Here is a 15,817-nt window from a genome sequence, read left to right as displayed (position 1 = left end):
AAAATTATAATACAGTTTTCAGAAGATGCCGATAAAAAAGATTCGACAGAATTCTCATTGCGCATTATGTAACAGCATAAGAACTTGAAAAAATTTCAAGCAAACTCATTGTGTAAATAACAATTTATATGTTAAGCTATTTCCTGTTTTGAATATCTTAAATTGAAAATGAAGGAGATAGATAGATGGCAGCAGTTGCAGCCAACGGCCCGGAGAAGAAACTGAAGTTGTTTCATCTGACGTGGCCGATTTTTCTTGAGTTATTTTTGTTTATGTTGATGGGGTTGGCGGATACTTTCATGTTGAGTGCGTTGTCGGATGATGCGGTATCAGGTGTCGGGGCTGCGAATCAATATGTCATGATTGCCATCCTTGTATTGGAAGTGGTCGGAAACGGGGCGGCCATCGTTGTTTCACAGTATTTAGGTTCACGGCGATATATTGAAGCAGCGAAGATTTCAGCGCTTGCCGTGTCTTTGAATCTTTTGGTTGGACTCGGCGTTAGCGGCGTGTTCATCTTGTTTACGAGCAGAATGATGGAAGCGATGAATTTGCAAGGGGACGTACTCGCACATGCAGAAGCGTATTTACTCATCGTCGGTGGCGGGATATTCCTGCAAGCAATCATCAATTCACTCGCCGCGGTCATTCGTGTGCATGGGTTTACGAAACAGACGATGTTCGTATCTCTCGGCATGAACATCATCCACGTCGTCGGGAACTATGCGCTCATCTTCGGAAAGTTCGGCATGCCAGCATTAGGCGTGCAAGGAGCAGCCATTTCATCTGTCGGGAGCCGGGTAATTGCAATGTTCGTCTTTTTCTGGCTGCTGTATCGGGTTCTTGAATATCGTATCGAATTCCGTTATTACATTACATGGTCGAAGGAATATATCAAAAAGATTTTGCATATCGGGCTGCCTTCAGCATTCGAGCAGATCCTTTATCAGGCGTGCCAAATCGTCTTCTTGTACTATGTCACTTTCTTAGGGACAGAAGCGCTCGCTGCAAGGCAGTATGCGACGAATATTTCGATGTTCAGCTATTTGTTCGCACTAGCAATCGGACTTGGAACATCGATTATCGTAGGCCGGCTCGTCGGCAGCGGTGATAAGGACGAAGTGTACCAGCAAGTTTGGTCGTCGTTAAAACGGGCGCTCGTCTGTACAGTCGTCTTGGTGGCGCTCGTCATGACGTTCCGTTACCCGCTCATGCGTCTCTTCACCGAAAACGAGGAAATTATCCAGCTCGGAGCATCTGTCTTGCTGTTATCTTGTTTGCTGGAAACCGGCCGGACGTTCAATATGGTCATCATTAACTCGCTCCGAGCTTCGGGCGACGCAAAATTCCCTGTACTGATGGGGGCCATATCGATGGTCATGATGAGTCTTCCGCTCGGCTACTTCTTCGTGTTCATCCTTGATCTTGGGCTAGTCGGCGTTTGGCTCGCTATCATTATGGACGAATGGACGCGAGCCATCGTCATGTCGTTCCGTTGGAAAAGTCGTGCCTGGGAAAGGTACGCCCTCGTGGAACCTGCGGATCCGAAAGTGGAACCGAAACCGGAAGTTGTGTGAACGAACAAGAAGGCCTCTCACAGTAAAGTGAGAGGCCTTCAGCCTGTTGACAAACGCTCGCATCCGTTGTTGCTCGTGTCGCTCGTCCGCTCATGAACCCAAGTTCTATTCGCGTCTTCGCTCCACTTCGCGCCTAGGCTGACAAGCGTTTTCAATCAGGCTGAGGAAATCCTATTTTCCATCACCAAAAAAAGAACGGGAGTAAAGCAAAGCTTGCAATTGCGCCAATTGCTATGCCCGCACCGAATGCAAAAGCACCTCCGCCATAGTATCCGTATCCAAATCCTCCTAATCCTCTTCGGCGACCGAATGGTTCCAAAAATACTCTACCGCCCCTAACACTTCGAATGATCCCTCTGTGAGTTCGTCCATCATGAGTTCCGATCACAACGGCTCTTCCGATATGTCTAGTGCATAAAGCGTGATAACGTTGAACTGACATCGTATTGTCACCCCATTTCAATGAACATATAACATCATATGTTAGTGATTTTTCTTCACGGAGGACAAACACACCAGTGCATTTGTTTATAAAGTGAACTTCTTTCAGAAGGTTTTAATTATGATAATTTTGCAATCCTGGTTGATGGGAGTTCTAATAAGTCCCCTGCATGTAATTCTGTATCCTTCAAAAAGTTTTGTACTAAATAATAGCCAACACAGTATCCTGCCATATGTGGATAATCACCCAAACCATATAGTACTTCTTCGTGGGTATCGCTTTCTTTCAGATGATTCCTATTTGGATATACATAATCCTTCCATAATTTAGCCAATTGTTGTTCGGAATAAAGTGAAGTCCAAATAGAGGTGGAAATCTTTCCGAACCTTTCCTCGACGGCCATTTCTGCCAACCCTTCAAGAATGATTGTATCTAACAGTGTGTACTCTTTTTCTCTTTTGAGAAACTTGTTCAACCGGCATACATGATTGTATTCATGTGTCAATAATGCTTTGATTTCAGTTTCCGTATTAAGGGGAGAAATAAATAAAAACAGCTTATCGCCATAAGATAATCCCGACTTTCCATTGAATTCATCAATTAACTGTTTATTGTCCGAGTCTGACGGGAAAATAAAGACAGGAACAGAAGGGCCGTTCCAATCGCTTCGTAGTCGCTCCAATTCTTTTGCGGAGATTTCCCATGTATGATTGGCGTTTAACAGTTTACCAAGCTCTTTTCCTTGTTCTGAAGAGAAATACATACCGTACATCGTTAAATGATCATGAATTTCCAAAGCGGAAGCTGTAGGGAAGTATTGGGTTAAATACTGACACACTTTCCAAGGGTCTCCTTGTGATTCCGCTATCCAATTGTCTGTGCGGACAACCGTCATGCTTCGACACCCCTTTTTCATTATCATATTCTTGTAACGAGTGGAAGGTACAACTATTCAATACCTACTAAGTTACTATGCAATATAGGAAATGATTTGCTATAATCTACTAAACTAACGAACATGAAGGAGCTGAATGTTTTGCGTGTAGTGAATAATATCTCCGAATTGATCGGCGACACGCCTTTAGTAAAGTTGAATCGCCTTCCCGATCAACAAGGCGCGGACGTGTATGTGAAACTTGAATATTTTAATCCGAGTCGAAGCGTCAAGGACCGGGCGGCATACAATATGATAATCGAGGCGGAAAAAGCAGGTTACTTACATCCGGGGGATACCATCATTGAACCGACATCAGGAAATACAGGGATTGGAATCGCAATGAATGCTGCTGCACGGGGCTATAAAACGATTATTGTCATGCCCGATTCCTCGACAATCGAGAGGATCAATATTTTAAAAGCGTACGGTGCAACTGTCGTGTTGACGCCGAGCGATCTAAAAATGCCTGGTGCCATTGAAAAGGCAGAGGAAATTGCGGCGGACATTCCAAATAGCTTCATACCAATGCAATTCGAAAATGAGGCGAACCCGGATATTCACCGGCATACGACAGGACCTGAGATTGTCAAAGCAATGGAATCCTTGAACCGTAAATTAACGGCATTCGTCTGTACGGCAGGTACGGGAGGCACCGTTACAGGTACAGGTGAATATTTAAAGGAATACGACAGCACCATTACGGTCCATATTGCTGAACCTGCAGGATCCCCGGTACTGTCAGGCGGGAAGCCTGGGAAACACAAGCTTGTTGGAACAAGTCCGGGATTCATACCCCCGATTTTAAACACATCCGTCTATGATGAAATTTTCAAGATTGAAGACGAGGATGCTTATGAAACGGTCCGGAATTTGGCGGCGAGGGAAGGTTTGTTGCTCGGCCCTAGCGGAGGAGCTTCCGTATACGCTGCTATGAAAGTAGCGAAACGATTGACTCCGGATGATACAGTTGTCTGCATTGCACCCGATAACGGCGAACGATATTTATCAAGTGATTTATTCTCTTCATAAAAGAGCTTCATTTTCATAAAATTAATTCCGACTAAATAAATATGAAAAGTAGAGGTGTGAAAAGTGTATGTCACAATCAATGGAGTTGAAAAGAGTTTTCTTAATGAAAAAAGGGAAAAGGTACTAGTGCTGGACGACATTGATATCGAAATGGAAAAAGGAAGCTTTGTCTCCATCGTCGGACCTTCCGGATGCGGCAAGTCGACGCTCCTTTATATGATTGCCGGGCTTGAGAAGGTGGATAAAGGCAGCATCCGCATTTCTGGGAATGAAGTGACAAAGCCAGGCCCTGACAGGGTAGTCGTTTTCCAAGAGGCGGGCCTTTTTCCATGGCTGACCGTATTGGAAAATGTGAAATATGGCTTGCTGCTGAAGAAGATGTCGAAACAGGAGGCCGAGGCAAAAGCGATTGAAATGTTGAAAATGGTGCACTTGAGCAACTATATCCATTCCTATCCGCATCAACTTTCAGGTGGGATGAAGCAACGGGTGTCCATTGCGAGGGCGTTAGTGATGGAACCTGATATTTTATTGATGGATGAACCTTTCTCTGCACTTGATGAACAAACGAGGATGGTACTCCATAAAGAATTAATTGAAATTTGGAAAAAGACTAAAGTGACAATCTTTTTTGTTACGCATAATATCCGGGAAGCCGTTTTATTATCGGAAAAAGTGATTGTCTTCGGCACTAGACCTGGGAAAGTGAAAGAAATTATTCCCGTTCCGACATCTAAGGATGGGGTTTTGCCTGATAGTGTGACATTGCATACAGAGCAGCGGATTTTATCCATTTTGGAAGAAGAGATCGAAAAGGTGTTAAAGGAGGAAATGGGTGATGACTACAGCTTTAAGACGAATCATCTTCATCGCAATGATAGCGGTGATATGGGAAGTCACATCTAGACTTTCGGTATTGCCGGAATTCATGTTTCCCCGTTTAACACAAGTATTAGAAACGCTATTCAATGGGCTCGTGAACGGGCAGTTTTTAGCGGCGATCGGGAAAAGTTTGAGCCGATTGCTGACCGGTTTTGCCATTGCAATCGTTTTAGGCCTTATCATGGGCTATCTCATCTGGCGCTATAAGTTGGTCGAAGATACACTGGGCTTTCTCGTTACCGCGTTACAGTCCATACCAAGTATTGTTTGGTTCCCGCTCGCCATCATCTGGTTCGGGTTGAATGATATTTCCATCCTGTTCATCGTTACGATTGGTGCAACATGGACGATGACCGTAAGTGCAACGAGCGGATTTCGGAATGTGCCGACATTATACAAACGGGTCGCCAAAACATTCGGCTCGTCGGGGCTGCATTTCATTCGCACCATCATATTGCCGGCATCCGTTCCGCAATTAATATCCGGCCTTCGTATTGCTTGGGCATTTTCATGGAGGGCGCTGATGGCAGGGGAATTGCTTGGCTCAGGCGGTGGGTTAGGTCAACTGCTTGAAACAGGGCGCTCTCTCGGTCAAATGGATCTCGTCATCTCGGTCATGATCATCATCGCGATCATCGGGACAATTATGGATAACGTCGTGTTCTTGCGTTTGGAGCGTTCTGTGCAGAAAAAATGGGGTCTGACATGATCCGAATCCAAAGGAGAAATGGATAATGAAGAAGTCATTGATCATTACAGTTTTGGGTGTGTTAGTAGCTGGAGTACTAGCTGCATGCGGCAATTCGTCTTCATCTGGTAACCAATCAGTGAAAATCGGATACTTCCCGAACTTGACGCATATAGCTACGATTGTCGCTCTTGAGAACGGTTATTTTGAAGAGGAATTCGGGGAAGATGTAACAATCGAAACAAAGACAGTGAGCAACGGCGGTCTCTTCATGGAAGCGATGACGACCAAATCGATTGACGTAGGTACAGTCGGTCCCGGACCACTGCTGAACTTCTACGTGAAAAACCCGAGTTTTCGCTTGATTTCAGGTGCGGTGAATGGCGGAGCTGTCCTCGTCGCTAGTGACGGTGGCGGCGTTTCGAAACTAGCGGATCTCGATGGCAAAAAAGTCGCCATTCCGGTTATCGGAAGCACACAAGACGTCATGCTTCGTAAAGCGTTGAAAGAGGTTAATCTTGAAACGACTTCGAATGGCGGTACAGTTGAATTATTCGCAGCTGCACCGGCAGATACCGCTACATTGTTTGTCCAAAACTCGGTCGATGCCGCGGCGACCCAAGAACCGTGGGGGAATATCCTTGAAACGCAAGCAAATGGCAAGCTCATCCTCGACTGGGATGAATTTGCATGGGGGAAGGAATCTACGAACACAGTCGTAGCGGCAAGTGATGAGTTCTTAAAGAATAAAGAGTTTGCCAACGCTTATTTAAATGCACATAAACGGGCAGTCGAGTTCATCCAACAAAACCCGGAAGAAGCCCAAGACTTGGTTATCAAGCATATTCAAGATCTGACAGGCAAGGAAATCAGCGCAGAAGAAACGTCTGCCGCATTCGCAAAGCTTGAAGTCACGACAGAGGTGAATGAGCAAGTCATTCAAGAAATGGCGGATATTAGCAAAGAAGCGGGATATATAACGAGTAGCGATATTGAAGGGATGATTGATCTTTCCTATTTACAGGGGGAGTAAGATAGCTTGCAAGTAGACAAAAGGGTTGGAAATCAAAACGATTTCCAACCCTTTTATTAGTATTGCATGTTCTTTGCTTTGCCACTTCCCATTCTTTGAGAAACAACAGCGCATAAGAACGCTATGACAACAACTATACTACCGATAGCCGGCATGCTCGTGACCGAATTTGTATAGCCTAATACGAGCCCGCCGATCCCCGAGCCCATCGCAATCCCGACTTGCAAAGCAGAATTGTTAAGGCTTTGATGGATATCAGACGAAACAGGATCAGTCTCGATAATATAATCCTGTTGGGGCGGCGATTGAGCCCAACTTAATGCACCCCAAATCATCAAAATGACAATGAAGAACGGGAATGAGAATGTGAAATAGGGCAATACGAACAGAACCAAAGCAAAAGTGCCGATAATAATGAGAATGCTCTTCTTCGATCCAATCCAGCTTGCAAGATTCCCCCCGAGTGCTCCGCCACCGACGGCTGCAATCCCGAAGAGGAAATAGCAAATGCTGATCCAGTACTGGTTCAAGTTCAAATTCATTTCCAAGAATGGCGTTAAGTATGCATAAACTGTGTAATGGCCTGCCAACATGAACATCGTCGCCAAATGGGCAAAGACGATTTTTTTATTGGCCAACGCTTTAATTTGCACAGAAAGTGGCTGAACATCCCCGGTTGGAATTTTATCAAGGAATATGGAGATAAGTAAGAATGAGCCGATCGAAAGAACAGCGATCCCTAAAAAGACGCTCCGCCAGCCAAACACATTCGTAATAAGAATCCCAAGCGGCACGCCTAACACGAGGGAAGAACTGATTCCCATAACAATATAACCGAGTGCCTTCGCACGGTGAGTCGCATCAACTATCCGTGCGGTAATCGTCAAGGAAAGGACGATGAGAAGCGCCGCACTCATCGAAGTGATAATGCGGGCAATCATAACAAATGTGAAAGTTGGGCTGAAATAGGTCATAATATTGCCGACAAAAAAGACTGCCATGGCTACTAAATATAACTTTTTCCGTTCGATTTTTGTGGTGAATGACATTAAAACGGGACCGGCAATGGCAAACACAAGCGCGTAAACCGTTATGAGCTGCCCTGCGGTTCCGATTGAAACATCCAAATCATCTGCGATAATCGGCAAAATGCCGCCTACGATCAATTCAACAAGCCCGACAGTTATTGTTGAGATGGCAAGGATGAAAACTCTAAAGTCCATAGGTATTCCTCCTGTTGGTCATGTCTATAGTGTGAACTTTCTAAGAAAATAAAAACTCCCAACTCCAAAGTAAGTTCCTTTGTAGTCAGGAGTTCATGGTTCCTGGTAGAGACCCTCAAACCATATTATTGAGGTTATACATTTAGGTTTAGCGTATGAAAATTTCCATTTAATCAATTTAACATGGTCAATGAATTATATCAAGAGTAATTTACTTTTCATGGCTTAGTATGGTTACATATGAAGTAATCAAATTCATTTTTGGAGGAACGAAGATGTATGATCCGACCGTTTTTGACAATCTAAAAGTCGCACTTGAAAACCGGGTGTATGATCTCGATACGATCGAACGCGAAATAAGGATCACTAATCGATCGGATCAAATGGATTTTGCTGTTCTGTCGAGAAGGTTCGCTATACAGTTCACACTTTTTCATTTAGAAGACGTGTCTGCTGAAATCATTTTGAAGGCATCCCTAAATGATTTGGCGGATGAAATATTGGAAACTCCTGGGGAAAATCCAGGTTGTTCGTTGTCATTGCGCTTCCAAAAGCATGTCACACATGAAAAGGAGCAATGCGATCTTATCGAAGAATCATTGAGTGATATTTGGGAAAATGAAGTGCTCGTCACGCAAACATTGAGTTTTATGTACGGAGAAGAGAAGTCCGGTTACATGAACCAAATAGAAGTTAAATTCAAGACGAAAATCAATGAGGAGAATATGCGGGAAATTCCTGGTTTTTTACATAGCGTTCTCGACGCGTTGCGTGTACTGCACGCCGTTTAACGGTGAAAAAATTTTGCTTACACCCTATCCCGATTCAGGAAATCGCTATATAATGAAGGACGTATGCTTTCTAATATGATTGATGAGCGCATTATGCGTATTTGGAAACGTTTATGCGCTGATTTTGCGATTTATGCGTCGTTAGCTGGATTTATGCTCGAGTAAACCGATTTATGCGTATTTCAACGGTTTTATGCGTAATTCCTCGGATTTATGTGGATTTTATCTTTAACGAAGGAATAGGTGTACAATATATGAGTTTATTAACAGTATCTAATTTAAGTCATGGGTTCGGCGATCGAGCAATATTCGATAATGTGTCGTTCCGTTTATTGCAAGGGGAACATATTGGACTAATCGGTGCGAATGGGGAAGGTAAATCGACGTTCATGAACATCATCACCCGGAAGCTTGAACCGGATGCCGGGACAGTCGCATGGGCGAAGCGGGTGCGCGTTGGCTATTTGGACCAGCATGTCGTGCTGCAGCAAGGGATGAGCATCCGTGATGTATTAAGGACTGCATTTCAATATCTTTACGATTTGGAAGCGGAAATGAATGCCCTTTTTGCAAAAATGGGTGAAGTCGATGCGGATGAGCTCGAAAAGCTGCTCGAGGAAACAGGGCAGATGCAAGATGAGCTGACGAACAATGACTTTTACATCATTGATTCGAAAGTGGATGAGGTGGCGAACGGACTTGGCTTGGATGAATTCGGGCTCGAACGTGATGTCCACGATTTAAGCGGTGGGCAACGGACGAAAGTGTTGCTCGGCAAGCTCCTCCTTGAAAAGCCGGATATTCTGCTCCTTGACGAGCCGACGAACTATTTGGATGTCGAGCATATTGAGTGGCTGCGCAATTACTTGCAGAACTATGATAATGCGTTCATCCTCATTTCGCATGACATTCCGTTCCTAAACAGCGTCATTAATTTGATTTATCATATGGAAAACCAGCAGATCACTCGTTATCCAGGCGATTACGATGAGTTTTTACGTGTTTACGAAATGAAAAAGCAGCAAGTGGAGGCTGCATACAAGAAGCAACAGAAAGAAATCGCCAATTTGAAGGATTTTGTGGCGCGCAATAAAGCGAATGCCGCGACGAGCCGGATGGCGATGTCTCGTCAGAAGAAGCTTGATAAGATGGAGATCATTGAACTCGATGCAGAGAAGCCGAAGCCGCAATTCGATTTCAAGCTTGCCCGTACGCCAGGGCGTTATTTATTCGAAACGAAAGGCCTCGTCATCGGGTATGACGAACCGCTGTCGAGAGAGCTCAATTTGACGATGGAGCGGGGGCAGAAGATTGCACTTTCCGGAGCGAATGGAATCGGGAAGACGACGCTCTTGAAAAGCATCCTCGGAGAAATCCCGTCTCTTGCGGGTTCTGTAGAACTTGGCGACCATCTGGAAATCGGGTATTTCGAGCAGGAGATGAAAACAGAATCGAATCGCACTTGCTTGGAGGAAGTGTGGGATGAGTTCCCGCATTTCACGCAGTATGAAGTGCGTGCAGCCTTGGCACGATGCGGCTTGACGACGAAGCATATCGAGAGCAAGGTGAAAGTGCTGAGCGGGGGAGAACGGGCCAAAGTCCGCCTCTGCAAACTCATCAACCGGGAAACGAATTTGCTCGTACTCGACGAACCGACGAATCACCTCGATGTCAATGCGAAGGCAGAATTGAAGCGTGCGTTAAAGGAATATAAGGGCAGCGTTTTGCTCATCTCGCATGAGCCTGAGTTCTATGAAGGCGTTGTAACGGATGTGTGGAACGGGGAAAACTGGACGACGAAAATGTTTTAATGAAAATAAGAGTGAGGCACCCGAGCGATTTGACGGGTGCCTTTTGCATATTTCTTTTTACTGATTTTCCCTATGAAGTTCCTCTGTCAATTCTTCGATGATCTCTTCCCGGCGTGCATTCTTTTGTTTGATAGAAGCGAGCTCTGCGCCTTCTGCTGTTTTTGCTGCTTGAGTCGCAGCGAACTTGTTGCTAACCGTCTTATTCAATCGCTCTTCCTTATCGGCTCGGTCATTCGGTCTTGGGGTGATTCCCGGCATGGGTATTCCTCCTTTCATTCCATAACATAGTTTTTCCAAATGACTCATAAATATGTATAACCTAGTAGTCTATTTGGAATTTGTCATATATAATACCTTTACGATAGAACGGGGGCGGAAGTCGATGGAATTGGAGCAAGTTGTTCATTCACCGGAAGCACAACGGCAACTGTATAAGCGCTCATTGATTGTTGTCATCATGTCACAGGTTTTTGGCGGGGCGGGACTCGCAGCAGGCGTAACCGTCGGAGCACTTATCGCGAAAGAGATGCTCGGCGGTGAAACCTATGCGGGCGTGCCTGCAGCATTGTTTACACTCGGCTCTGCGCTTGCCGCCTTTTTGGTCGGCCGCATTTCCCAAAGATCCGGACGGCGATATGGTTTGTCAATCGGCTTCATCGCCGGAGGGATTGGTGCGATTGGTGTTATTCTTGCTGCCGCTTTAGGCAGTGTGTGGTTATTGTTCGTTTCATTGTTCATTTATGGTGCGGGAACGTCGACGAATCTGCAGGCGAGATATGCTGGAACGGATTTGGCGAATGAAAAGCAACGTGCGACGGCAATCAGTATCGCAATGGTGTCGACTACGTTTGGTGCTGTTGCAGGTCCTAACTTGGTGACGCCGATGGGTGACGTCGCGCTTGTCCTCGGCATCCCGGCTTTAGCGGGTCCGTTCATTTTAGCGGCGGTCGCGTATTTACTAGCAGGTTTTACGTTTCTTCTATTTTTAAGTCCTGATCCGTTTCTAGTAGCGAAAGCGATAGCCGCCGAGCAAGAGAAGCTTGTTCAGCAAAAGTCGAAGAACGAAGATCATTTAGTGCAAAGTACTACAAGTCGCGTCGGTGTTTTGGCAGGTGCATCGGTGCTCATTTTAACCCATTTCGTCATGGTGGCCGTCATGACGATGACGCCTGTCCATATGCAAAATCATGGAAGCGGCTTGTCAGCTGTCGGAATGATTATCGGTTTCCATATTGCCGCGATGTATTTGCCGTCACTCGGGACCGGAGTATTGGTTGATAAGCTGGGTCGAACATTGATGGTCATCGCTTCAGGCGTCACGCTTTCGATTGCCGGATTGCTGGCGGCCTTTGCTCCGGGAGAATCGTTCTTCTGGCTTGCAATGGCGCTCATATTGCTAGGACTAGGTTGGAACTTCGGCTTGATTAGCGGCACGGCGATTATAATTGATTCAACCGATATGAAGACGCGGGCAAAAACGCAAGGCACTGTCGACGTCTGGGTAGCACTTTCGGGCACGGCGGGCAGTTTGCTATCCGGCGTCATCGTCGCTTATTCCAGCTATGCCGTCTTGGGCTTCGTCGGAACGTATTTATCATTGCTTCTCATCCCGCTCATCATTTGGGTTCATGTAAAGGGGAAAAGCAAGCAGTTTGCAGAAGTTATTTAAGGGTTTAAATGAAGCAGGCAACCAAATTTTTCGGTTGTCTGTCTTTTTTTATTTCGGACCCCCTTAAAAAACGAGCGCACTTCGAATAACTAGTATGTCCCAAAGTGGACAACAACTTAGATGAGGTGATGGATATGCAAAAGAAGTGGAAGAAAACAGGAGCGGCATTGCTAATCGCTGGATTGACAGTTACGGGGACAGGCTATGCGCTTGCAGATGAAAAAGGGCAAGTCATCGATTTGAGTAATCTTGGTAAAGAAACATCGACTGATGAAGTAGAAAAGGTAATTGTGGACAGCCCGGTGAAAGAAGTCGTTGTAGTAGAGGCAGACAAAATTGCTAATACAGATGCAGAGAAAGAAGCTGACAAAGACACTGCTAAAGAAGTAGATAAAGAAGACAAAGCAACTGAATCCGATGAAAACGAACTACCTAAAATTCCGGAAGGCTATACGGCAGGAAATCTTACTGCTCTAGCAAAAGCATATGAGCAGGCTGGAAGTCCAAATGCAAAAGCGGCTATTAAACGCAATATGGAACGTTCCATTGCAAAATGGGAAAGCAAGCAGCAAGTAGAGGAAACACCTGAAGTAGAAGTGAAAGAAGAAGAGCCTGTGACGGAGGATACGGTAAAAGAACCGGTGAAAGAAGAACAAGAAGAGAAGCCGGCTAGCGTGAAAAAGAAAAATCCTCAAGCAGAATTGAATGCAAAACATAAAGAGCAACGAGACCAATTGAAAGCTACTCAAAAAGCGGAACGCGAAGCATTGAAGGCAGAGCGTAAAGCTGCTAAGGAAGAACGTAAAGCTGCAAAAGAAGCGCAAAAGCAAGAGAAGAAAGAAAAGAAAAACAATAAGAACGATTAATTTACCATAGTTTACTGCTTTCCATTTTCCGTTGCCATCATTACAATCAAAGCAATTGGATTTATGGGAACGGAGGGTTTTGAAATGCTTTTGTCCATCCTACAAGGGATTTTCAACAAGAAGTCTGATACGGCATTGAATGAGCTTGTACGGAAGGCGAAGAACGGCGATGAGAAGACGATGGACGATCTTCTCATCGCATTTTCTCCGTTCATGAAAAAAACGGCTTCTTTCGTATGTAATCGATTCATAGACGAAAGTGATGAGGAATTCAGCGTGGCAATGGTCGGATTTCACGAGGCACTGCTCCGATTTGAACCGGAAGAAAAAGCGTCGCTTACGACATTTGCCCATTTGATCATGAAGCGGCGGCTCATCGATCATATGCGAAAGGAATCGATGAGGAATCAAAACATTCTTTTAACAATAGATGATGATGGGGACGAGAAGAACCTCGATTACGTTTTTGACGAATCATCGATTTTCTTCTATTCGGAAGAGCAGCGGGCCGCAGCACGCCGTGAAGAGTTGGCGGACTACAGCAAGTTGCTAAAAGATTACGGGTTGTCATTCAAGGAGCTTGCCGAAGTATCACCAAAACATGCCGATTCACGTAAGACCGCTTTTCAAATCGCTCAAATCATAGCGGAAACGCCCGAGTTTTATAAGCATCTTACGGAAACTAAAAAACTGCCGATGAAGCGGTTAATAGAAGTCGTTGAAGTGTCAAGGAAGACGATTGAAAGAAACAGGAAATACATTATAGCGGTCACATTGCTACTGAAACATGATTTTACATACTTACAGGACTACGTAAAAGGGGAACTCATATGATGCGAACATATAGAGGCGTCGTTTCCGAAAAGAAAACTACATATATGGTGTTCCTGACAGAGAACGGTGAATTTCTGCGAGGAGTTCCGATTGGAGATCCGCCAGAGATTGGGGAGGAAGCCGAATTTACGCTCGTTGCTCCGTCCGTTATTGGAAAAGCAAAGCCGCGGGTTGTCGGTGCGGTATTCGTTGCCGCAGCTCTTCTCTTTTTCGTTCTGTCATCATTAATCCCTTTAAATGACAAAGTGATGGCGTATGTACAACTGGAAGCGGGAACGGCAATGGAGTTCGGAGTGAACCGGAAAGGCAATGTCATTTCCTTGCGTTACTTGAATGAAACGCCGGATAAAACCGGCTCTCTAAAAGAGTGGGAAGGCTATCCTCTCTCAGCCGTTCTAGACATGGCGGTATTGAAACTAGCTGTCCATGATTCAAAAGTGGTCGTAACAACTATCTATCCGAGTAGTGAAAGTAAGCAGGAGGCAAGTCAGGTGATCGGCGGAGCTGTCCAAGAAGTAAGTAGTAAACACCGTGAATTAAACTGGCAAATCGATGAAAGTACATTTGAGGAACGTACAGTAGCGGATGAGCAGAACATGTCAATTCATCAATTCAAATCATCTCAAAATGATAAAGCGATTGAAAAGCCGATGGGAAATCAATCTGAAAAGCCTTCAGAAAAGCCAGTAGGCAATCAATCTGAGAATCGATCTCAAAAACCTGTAATTGAAAAACAGCCTTCAGAAGAAACGAAGCCGACTACGTCCACGCCGGTGCAAGGGCAGAAATCGCAAACGGGGCCACCTCCTCACGCTTCGCCAAAGCAAAACGGAAAGTCGGAAGAGAAATCTAAAGGTCCGAAAAAAGAATGGAAAAATCCTCGTGCAGAGCAAAATCAGAAGAATAAAGAGAATAGCGAGCGTCCAAATCCTGCGGCTGACAAGGAAAACGGTCCTCATCCTTCGTCGACGAATAAAAACAACAAAGAGGGACAAGGACCTCCTTCGAAAAATCATAAAGAACATCAATCCAAAGAGAAAAATCCCGAATCTATAAAATAAAAGAGGCTGCTACAGGTAAAAACTGTAGTAGCCTCTATCATTGTTACGCTAATCGCTCATAAATCGTTACAAGTGATCATACTTCGTGCTTACGACATTATACTTCTTTCAAAATCGCCTCGACGGTCGATTCGACTTCCGCGCGGTTCATCTTTTCTTGTCCGCCGTGCATCGCACCAATTGTCCGTTTGGCAAGCGCGAGCGGGATTTTGCAGAACAGCAAGATGTTTTTATTTGAAATGGATTCGATATATGCATCCGCTTTTTTCAAATTCACTTCTGCATACTCGAATAGGTCCTGCCTGTCCCATCCATCGGGTAGGAAGCGGACGCCACGCTCCGCATCTTCCTCCTGATTGCGCAACATATTTACCGCCTGCAATCCACGACCATACCCGATTGCCAAATCCCGATCTGTTTTCGTACCGTCATACTGTTCCCAAATATCGGAAAGCATCACACCGACGAGACCTGCGACATAATATGTATAGTCGTCTAAATCCTCTTTCGTGTCGATCAAGAAATTCCTTCCAACCCATTTTGCCATCCCATCCGCCATAATGCTTGTCGACTCTTTCACTTTGGCGACAATATCGGCAGGACATACGGCGAGCCAATCGCCAAGACGTAACGTCACTTCAGGCAACAGGTTTTCAAATGGTTTGAGAAGATCCCGATAAGCATCAGCATCAAACAGTTCACTCTGCAGCAATTTGCTCGTTGACCGTAACAGATGCTGCTTACTATCCGGATGCAATTCTTCATGATCCTCGATTTCATCTATCGCGCGCATGCATAAATAAGCGGAGCCAACGGTCTTCCGCAACGTGGGATTCAACATCTTAATAGGTATGTAAAATGTTCTGCTCGTCAGTTTCAATACATGCATCGCTTCTTTATGCAATTTAGCTTCGTTCATCAATGGGGGTCCTCCTTCATTTCTGGACGCAGTTCTTATTAAATATCATACACTA

The 15,817-nt window shown here is 45.1% G+C and carries 16 protein-coding genes and 1 riboswitch; of the genes, 11 read left to right on the top strand and 5 right to left on the bottom strand.

Annotation, left to right across the window (positions count from 1 at the left end; genetic code table 11):
* Positions 1-185 precede the first annotated feature (185 nt).
* Entirely contained in the window at positions 186-1,577 is a 1,392-nt protein-coding gene (locus MHZ92_RS17765; protein ID WP_239433054.1) for an MATE family efflux transporter, read from the top strand.
* A 181-nt stretch (positions 1,578-1,758) separates the two neighbouring features.
* Here the strand turns inward: MHZ92_RS17765 and MHZ92_RS17760 are convergent, their stop codons facing one another.
* Together MHZ92_RS17760 and MHZ92_RS17755 are read right to left on the bottom strand one after the other, a co-directional pair.
* Positions 1,759-2,019 (bottom strand): hypothetical protein, encoded by a 261-nt coding sequence (locus MHZ92_RS17760; protein WP_239433053.1) that lies wholly within the window; start codon positions 2,017-2,019, stop codon positions 1,759-1,761.
* A 118-nt stretch (positions 2,020-2,137) separates the two neighbouring features.
* Complete coding sequence (locus MHZ92_RS17755; protein WP_239433052.1) at positions 2,138-2,914, bottom strand: DUF2268 domain-containing protein; 777 nt, start codon at positions 2,912-2,914, stop codon at positions 2,138-2,140.
* Between the two features lie 141 nt (positions 2,915-3,055).
* Between MHZ92_RS17755 and cysK the strand changes: the two genes are divergently transcribed.
* The 4 genes from cysK (at position 3,056) to MHZ92_RS17735 (ending at position 6,588) form a co-directional block, all read left to right on the top strand.
* Positions 3,056-3,985, top strand: coding sequence for a cysteine synthase A (gene cysK, locus MHZ92_RS17750; RefSeq protein WP_239433139.1), 930 nt, complete (start codon positions 3,056-3,058; stop codon positions 3,983-3,985).
* Between the two features lie 63 nt (positions 3,986-4,048).
* Entirely contained in the window at positions 4,049-4,891 is an 843-nt protein-coding gene (locus tag MHZ92_RS17745) for an ABC transporter ATP-binding protein (RefSeq protein WP_239433051.1), read from the top strand.
* Entirely contained in the window at positions 4,824-5,576 is a 753-nt protein-coding gene (locus MHZ92_RS17740; protein WP_239433050.1) for an ABC transporter permease, read from the top strand. The genes MHZ92_RS17745 and MHZ92_RS17740 overlap by 68 nt, the downstream gene beginning before the upstream one ends.
* Before the next feature lie 25 nt (positions 5,577-5,601).
* Entirely contained in the window at positions 5,602-6,588 is a 987-nt protein-coding gene (locus MHZ92_RS17735) for an aliphatic sulfonate ABC transporter substrate-binding protein (protein WP_239433049.1), read from the top strand.
* A 56-nt stretch (positions 6,589-6,644) separates the two neighbouring features.
* Here the strand turns inward: MHZ92_RS17735 and MHZ92_RS17730 are convergent, their stop codons facing one another.
* Positions 6,645-7,811, bottom strand: a complete 1,167-nt coding sequence (locus tag MHZ92_RS17730; RefSeq protein ID WP_239433048.1) for an MFS transporter — start codon at positions 7,809-7,811, stop codon at positions 6,645-6,647.
* Between the two features lie 62 nt (positions 7,812-7,873).
* A riboswitch (purine riboswitch) is annotated at positions 7,874-7,973 on the bottom strand.
* A 68-nt stretch (positions 7,974-8,041) separates the two neighbouring features.
* Here MHZ92_RS17730 and MHZ92_RS17725 point away from each other — a divergent pair.
* Both MHZ92_RS17725 and MHZ92_RS17720 read left to right on the top strand, forming a co-directional pair.
* The gene (locus MHZ92_RS17725; protein WP_370644777.1) at positions 8,042-8,602 is read left to right on the top strand and encodes a hypothetical protein; all 561 of its coding nucleotides are present in this window, start codon (positions 8,042-8,044) and stop codon (positions 8,600-8,602) included.
* Positions 8,603-8,856: 254 nt separating this feature from the next.
* Positions 8,857-10,413 carry an ABC-F family ATP-binding cassette domain-containing protein gene (locus tag MHZ92_RS17720; RefSeq protein WP_239433047.1) on the top strand — a complete coding sequence of 519 codons (1,557 nt, stop codon included), beginning with the start codon at positions 8,857-8,859 and terminating at the stop codon, positions 10,411-10,413.
* A gap of 57 nt (positions 10,414-10,470) precedes the next feature.
* Here MHZ92_RS17720 and MHZ92_RS17715 read toward each other — a convergent pair whose 3' ends face one another.
* On the bottom strand, positions 10,471-10,671 hold the full coding sequence (locus tag MHZ92_RS17715) for a small, acid-soluble spore protein tlp (RefSeq protein ID WP_239433046.1): 201 nt from the start codon (positions 10,669-10,671) through the stop codon (positions 10,471-10,473).
* Between the two features lie 124 nt (positions 10,672-10,795).
* Here MHZ92_RS17715 and MHZ92_RS17710 point away from each other — a divergent pair, with 124 nt between their 5' ends.
* The 4 genes from MHZ92_RS17710 to MHZ92_RS17695 all read left to right on the top strand — a co-directional run bounded on the left by MHZ92_RS17710 (position 10,796) and on the right by MHZ92_RS17695 (position 14,843).
* Complete coding sequence (locus tag MHZ92_RS17710) at positions 10,796-12,082, top strand: MFS transporter (RefSeq protein ID WP_239433045.1); 1,287 nt, start codon at positions 10,796-10,798, stop codon at positions 12,080-12,082.
* A 134-nt stretch (positions 12,083-12,216) separates the two neighbouring features.
* Entirely contained in the window at positions 12,217-12,948 is a 732-nt protein-coding gene (locus MHZ92_RS17705; protein ID WP_239433044.1) for a hypothetical protein, read from the top strand.
* 84 nt (positions 12,949-13,032) lie between these two features.
* Positions 13,033-13,782 (top strand): RNA polymerase sigma-I factor, encoded by a 750-nt coding sequence (gene sigI / locus MHZ92_RS17700; protein ID WP_239433043.1) that lies wholly within the window; start codon positions 13,033-13,035, stop codon positions 13,780-13,782.
* Entirely contained in the window at positions 13,782-14,843 is a 1,062-nt protein-coding gene (locus MHZ92_RS17695) for an anti-sigma-I factor RsgI family protein (RefSeq protein ID WP_239433042.1), read from the top strand. Before sigI ends, MHZ92_RS17695 begins: the two co-directional genes overlap by 1 nt.
* A gap of 97 nt (positions 14,844-14,940) precedes the next feature.
* Here the strand turns inward: MHZ92_RS17695 and MHZ92_RS17690 are convergent, their stop codons facing one another.
* On the bottom strand, positions 14,941-15,765 hold the full coding sequence (locus tag MHZ92_RS17690) for a squalene/phytoene synthase family protein (protein WP_239433041.1): 825 nt from the start codon (positions 15,763-15,765) through the stop codon (positions 14,941-14,943).
* Positions 15,766-15,817: the final 52 nt, after the last annotated feature.

Source organism: Sporosarcina sp. ACRSL (genome assembly GCF_022346605.1).
Classification (GTDB): Bacteria; Bacillota; Bacilli; order Bacillales_A; family Planococcaceae; genus Sporosarcina.
Note: the sequence above shows the minus strand (reverse complement) of the source record. Positions and strands in the feature narration are given on the sequence as shown.

Coding starts and splice junctions, on each gene's coding strand:
- MHZ92_RS17765 (WP_239433054.1), top strand. CDS start 186: ATGGCAGCAGTTGCAGCCAACGGCCCGGAGAAGAAACTGAAGTTGTTT.
- MHZ92_RS17740 (WP_239433050.1), top strand. CDS start 4,824: ATGACTACAGCTTTAAGACGAATCATCTTCATCGCAATGATAGCGGTG.
- MHZ92_RS17705 (WP_239433044.1), top strand. CDS start 12,217: ATGCAAAAGAAGTGGAAGAAAACAGGAGCGGCATTGCTAATCGCTGGA.
- MHZ92_RS17735 (WP_239433049.1), top strand. CDS start 5,602: ATGAAGAAGTCATTGATCATTACAGTTTTGGGTGTGTTAGTAGCTGGA.
- MHZ92_RS17695 (WP_239433042.1), top strand. CDS start 13,782: ATGCGAACATATAGAGGCGTCGTTTCCGAAAAGAAAACTACATATATG.
- sigI (WP_239433043.1), top strand. CDS start 13,033: ATGCTTTTGTCCATCCTACAAGGGATTTTCAACAAGAAGTCTGATACG.
- MHZ92_RS17725 (WP_370644777.1), top strand. CDS start 8,042: ATGGTTACATATGAAGTAATCAAATTCATTTTTGGAGGAACGAAGATG.
- MHZ92_RS17760 (WP_239433053.1), bottom strand. CDS start 2,019: ATGTCAGTTCAACGTTATCACGCTTTATGCACTAGACATATCGGAAGA.
- MHZ92_RS17710 (WP_239433045.1), top strand. CDS start 10,796: ATGGAATTGGAGCAAGTTGTTCATTCACCGGAAGCACAACGGCAACTG.
- MHZ92_RS17715 (WP_239433046.1), bottom strand. CDS start 10,671: ATGCCGGGAATCACCCCAAGACCGAATGACCGAGCCGATAAGGAAGAG.
- MHZ92_RS17730 (WP_239433048.1), bottom strand. CDS start 7,811: ATGGACTTTAGAGTTTTCATCCTTGCCATCTCAACAATAACTGTCGGG.
- MHZ92_RS17720 (WP_239433047.1), top strand. CDS start 8,857: ATGAGTTTATTAACAGTATCTAATTTAAGTCATGGGTTCGGCGATCGA.
- MHZ92_RS17755 (WP_239433052.1), bottom strand. CDS start 2,914: ATGACGGTTGTCCGCACAGACAATTGGATAGCGGAATCACAAGGAGAC.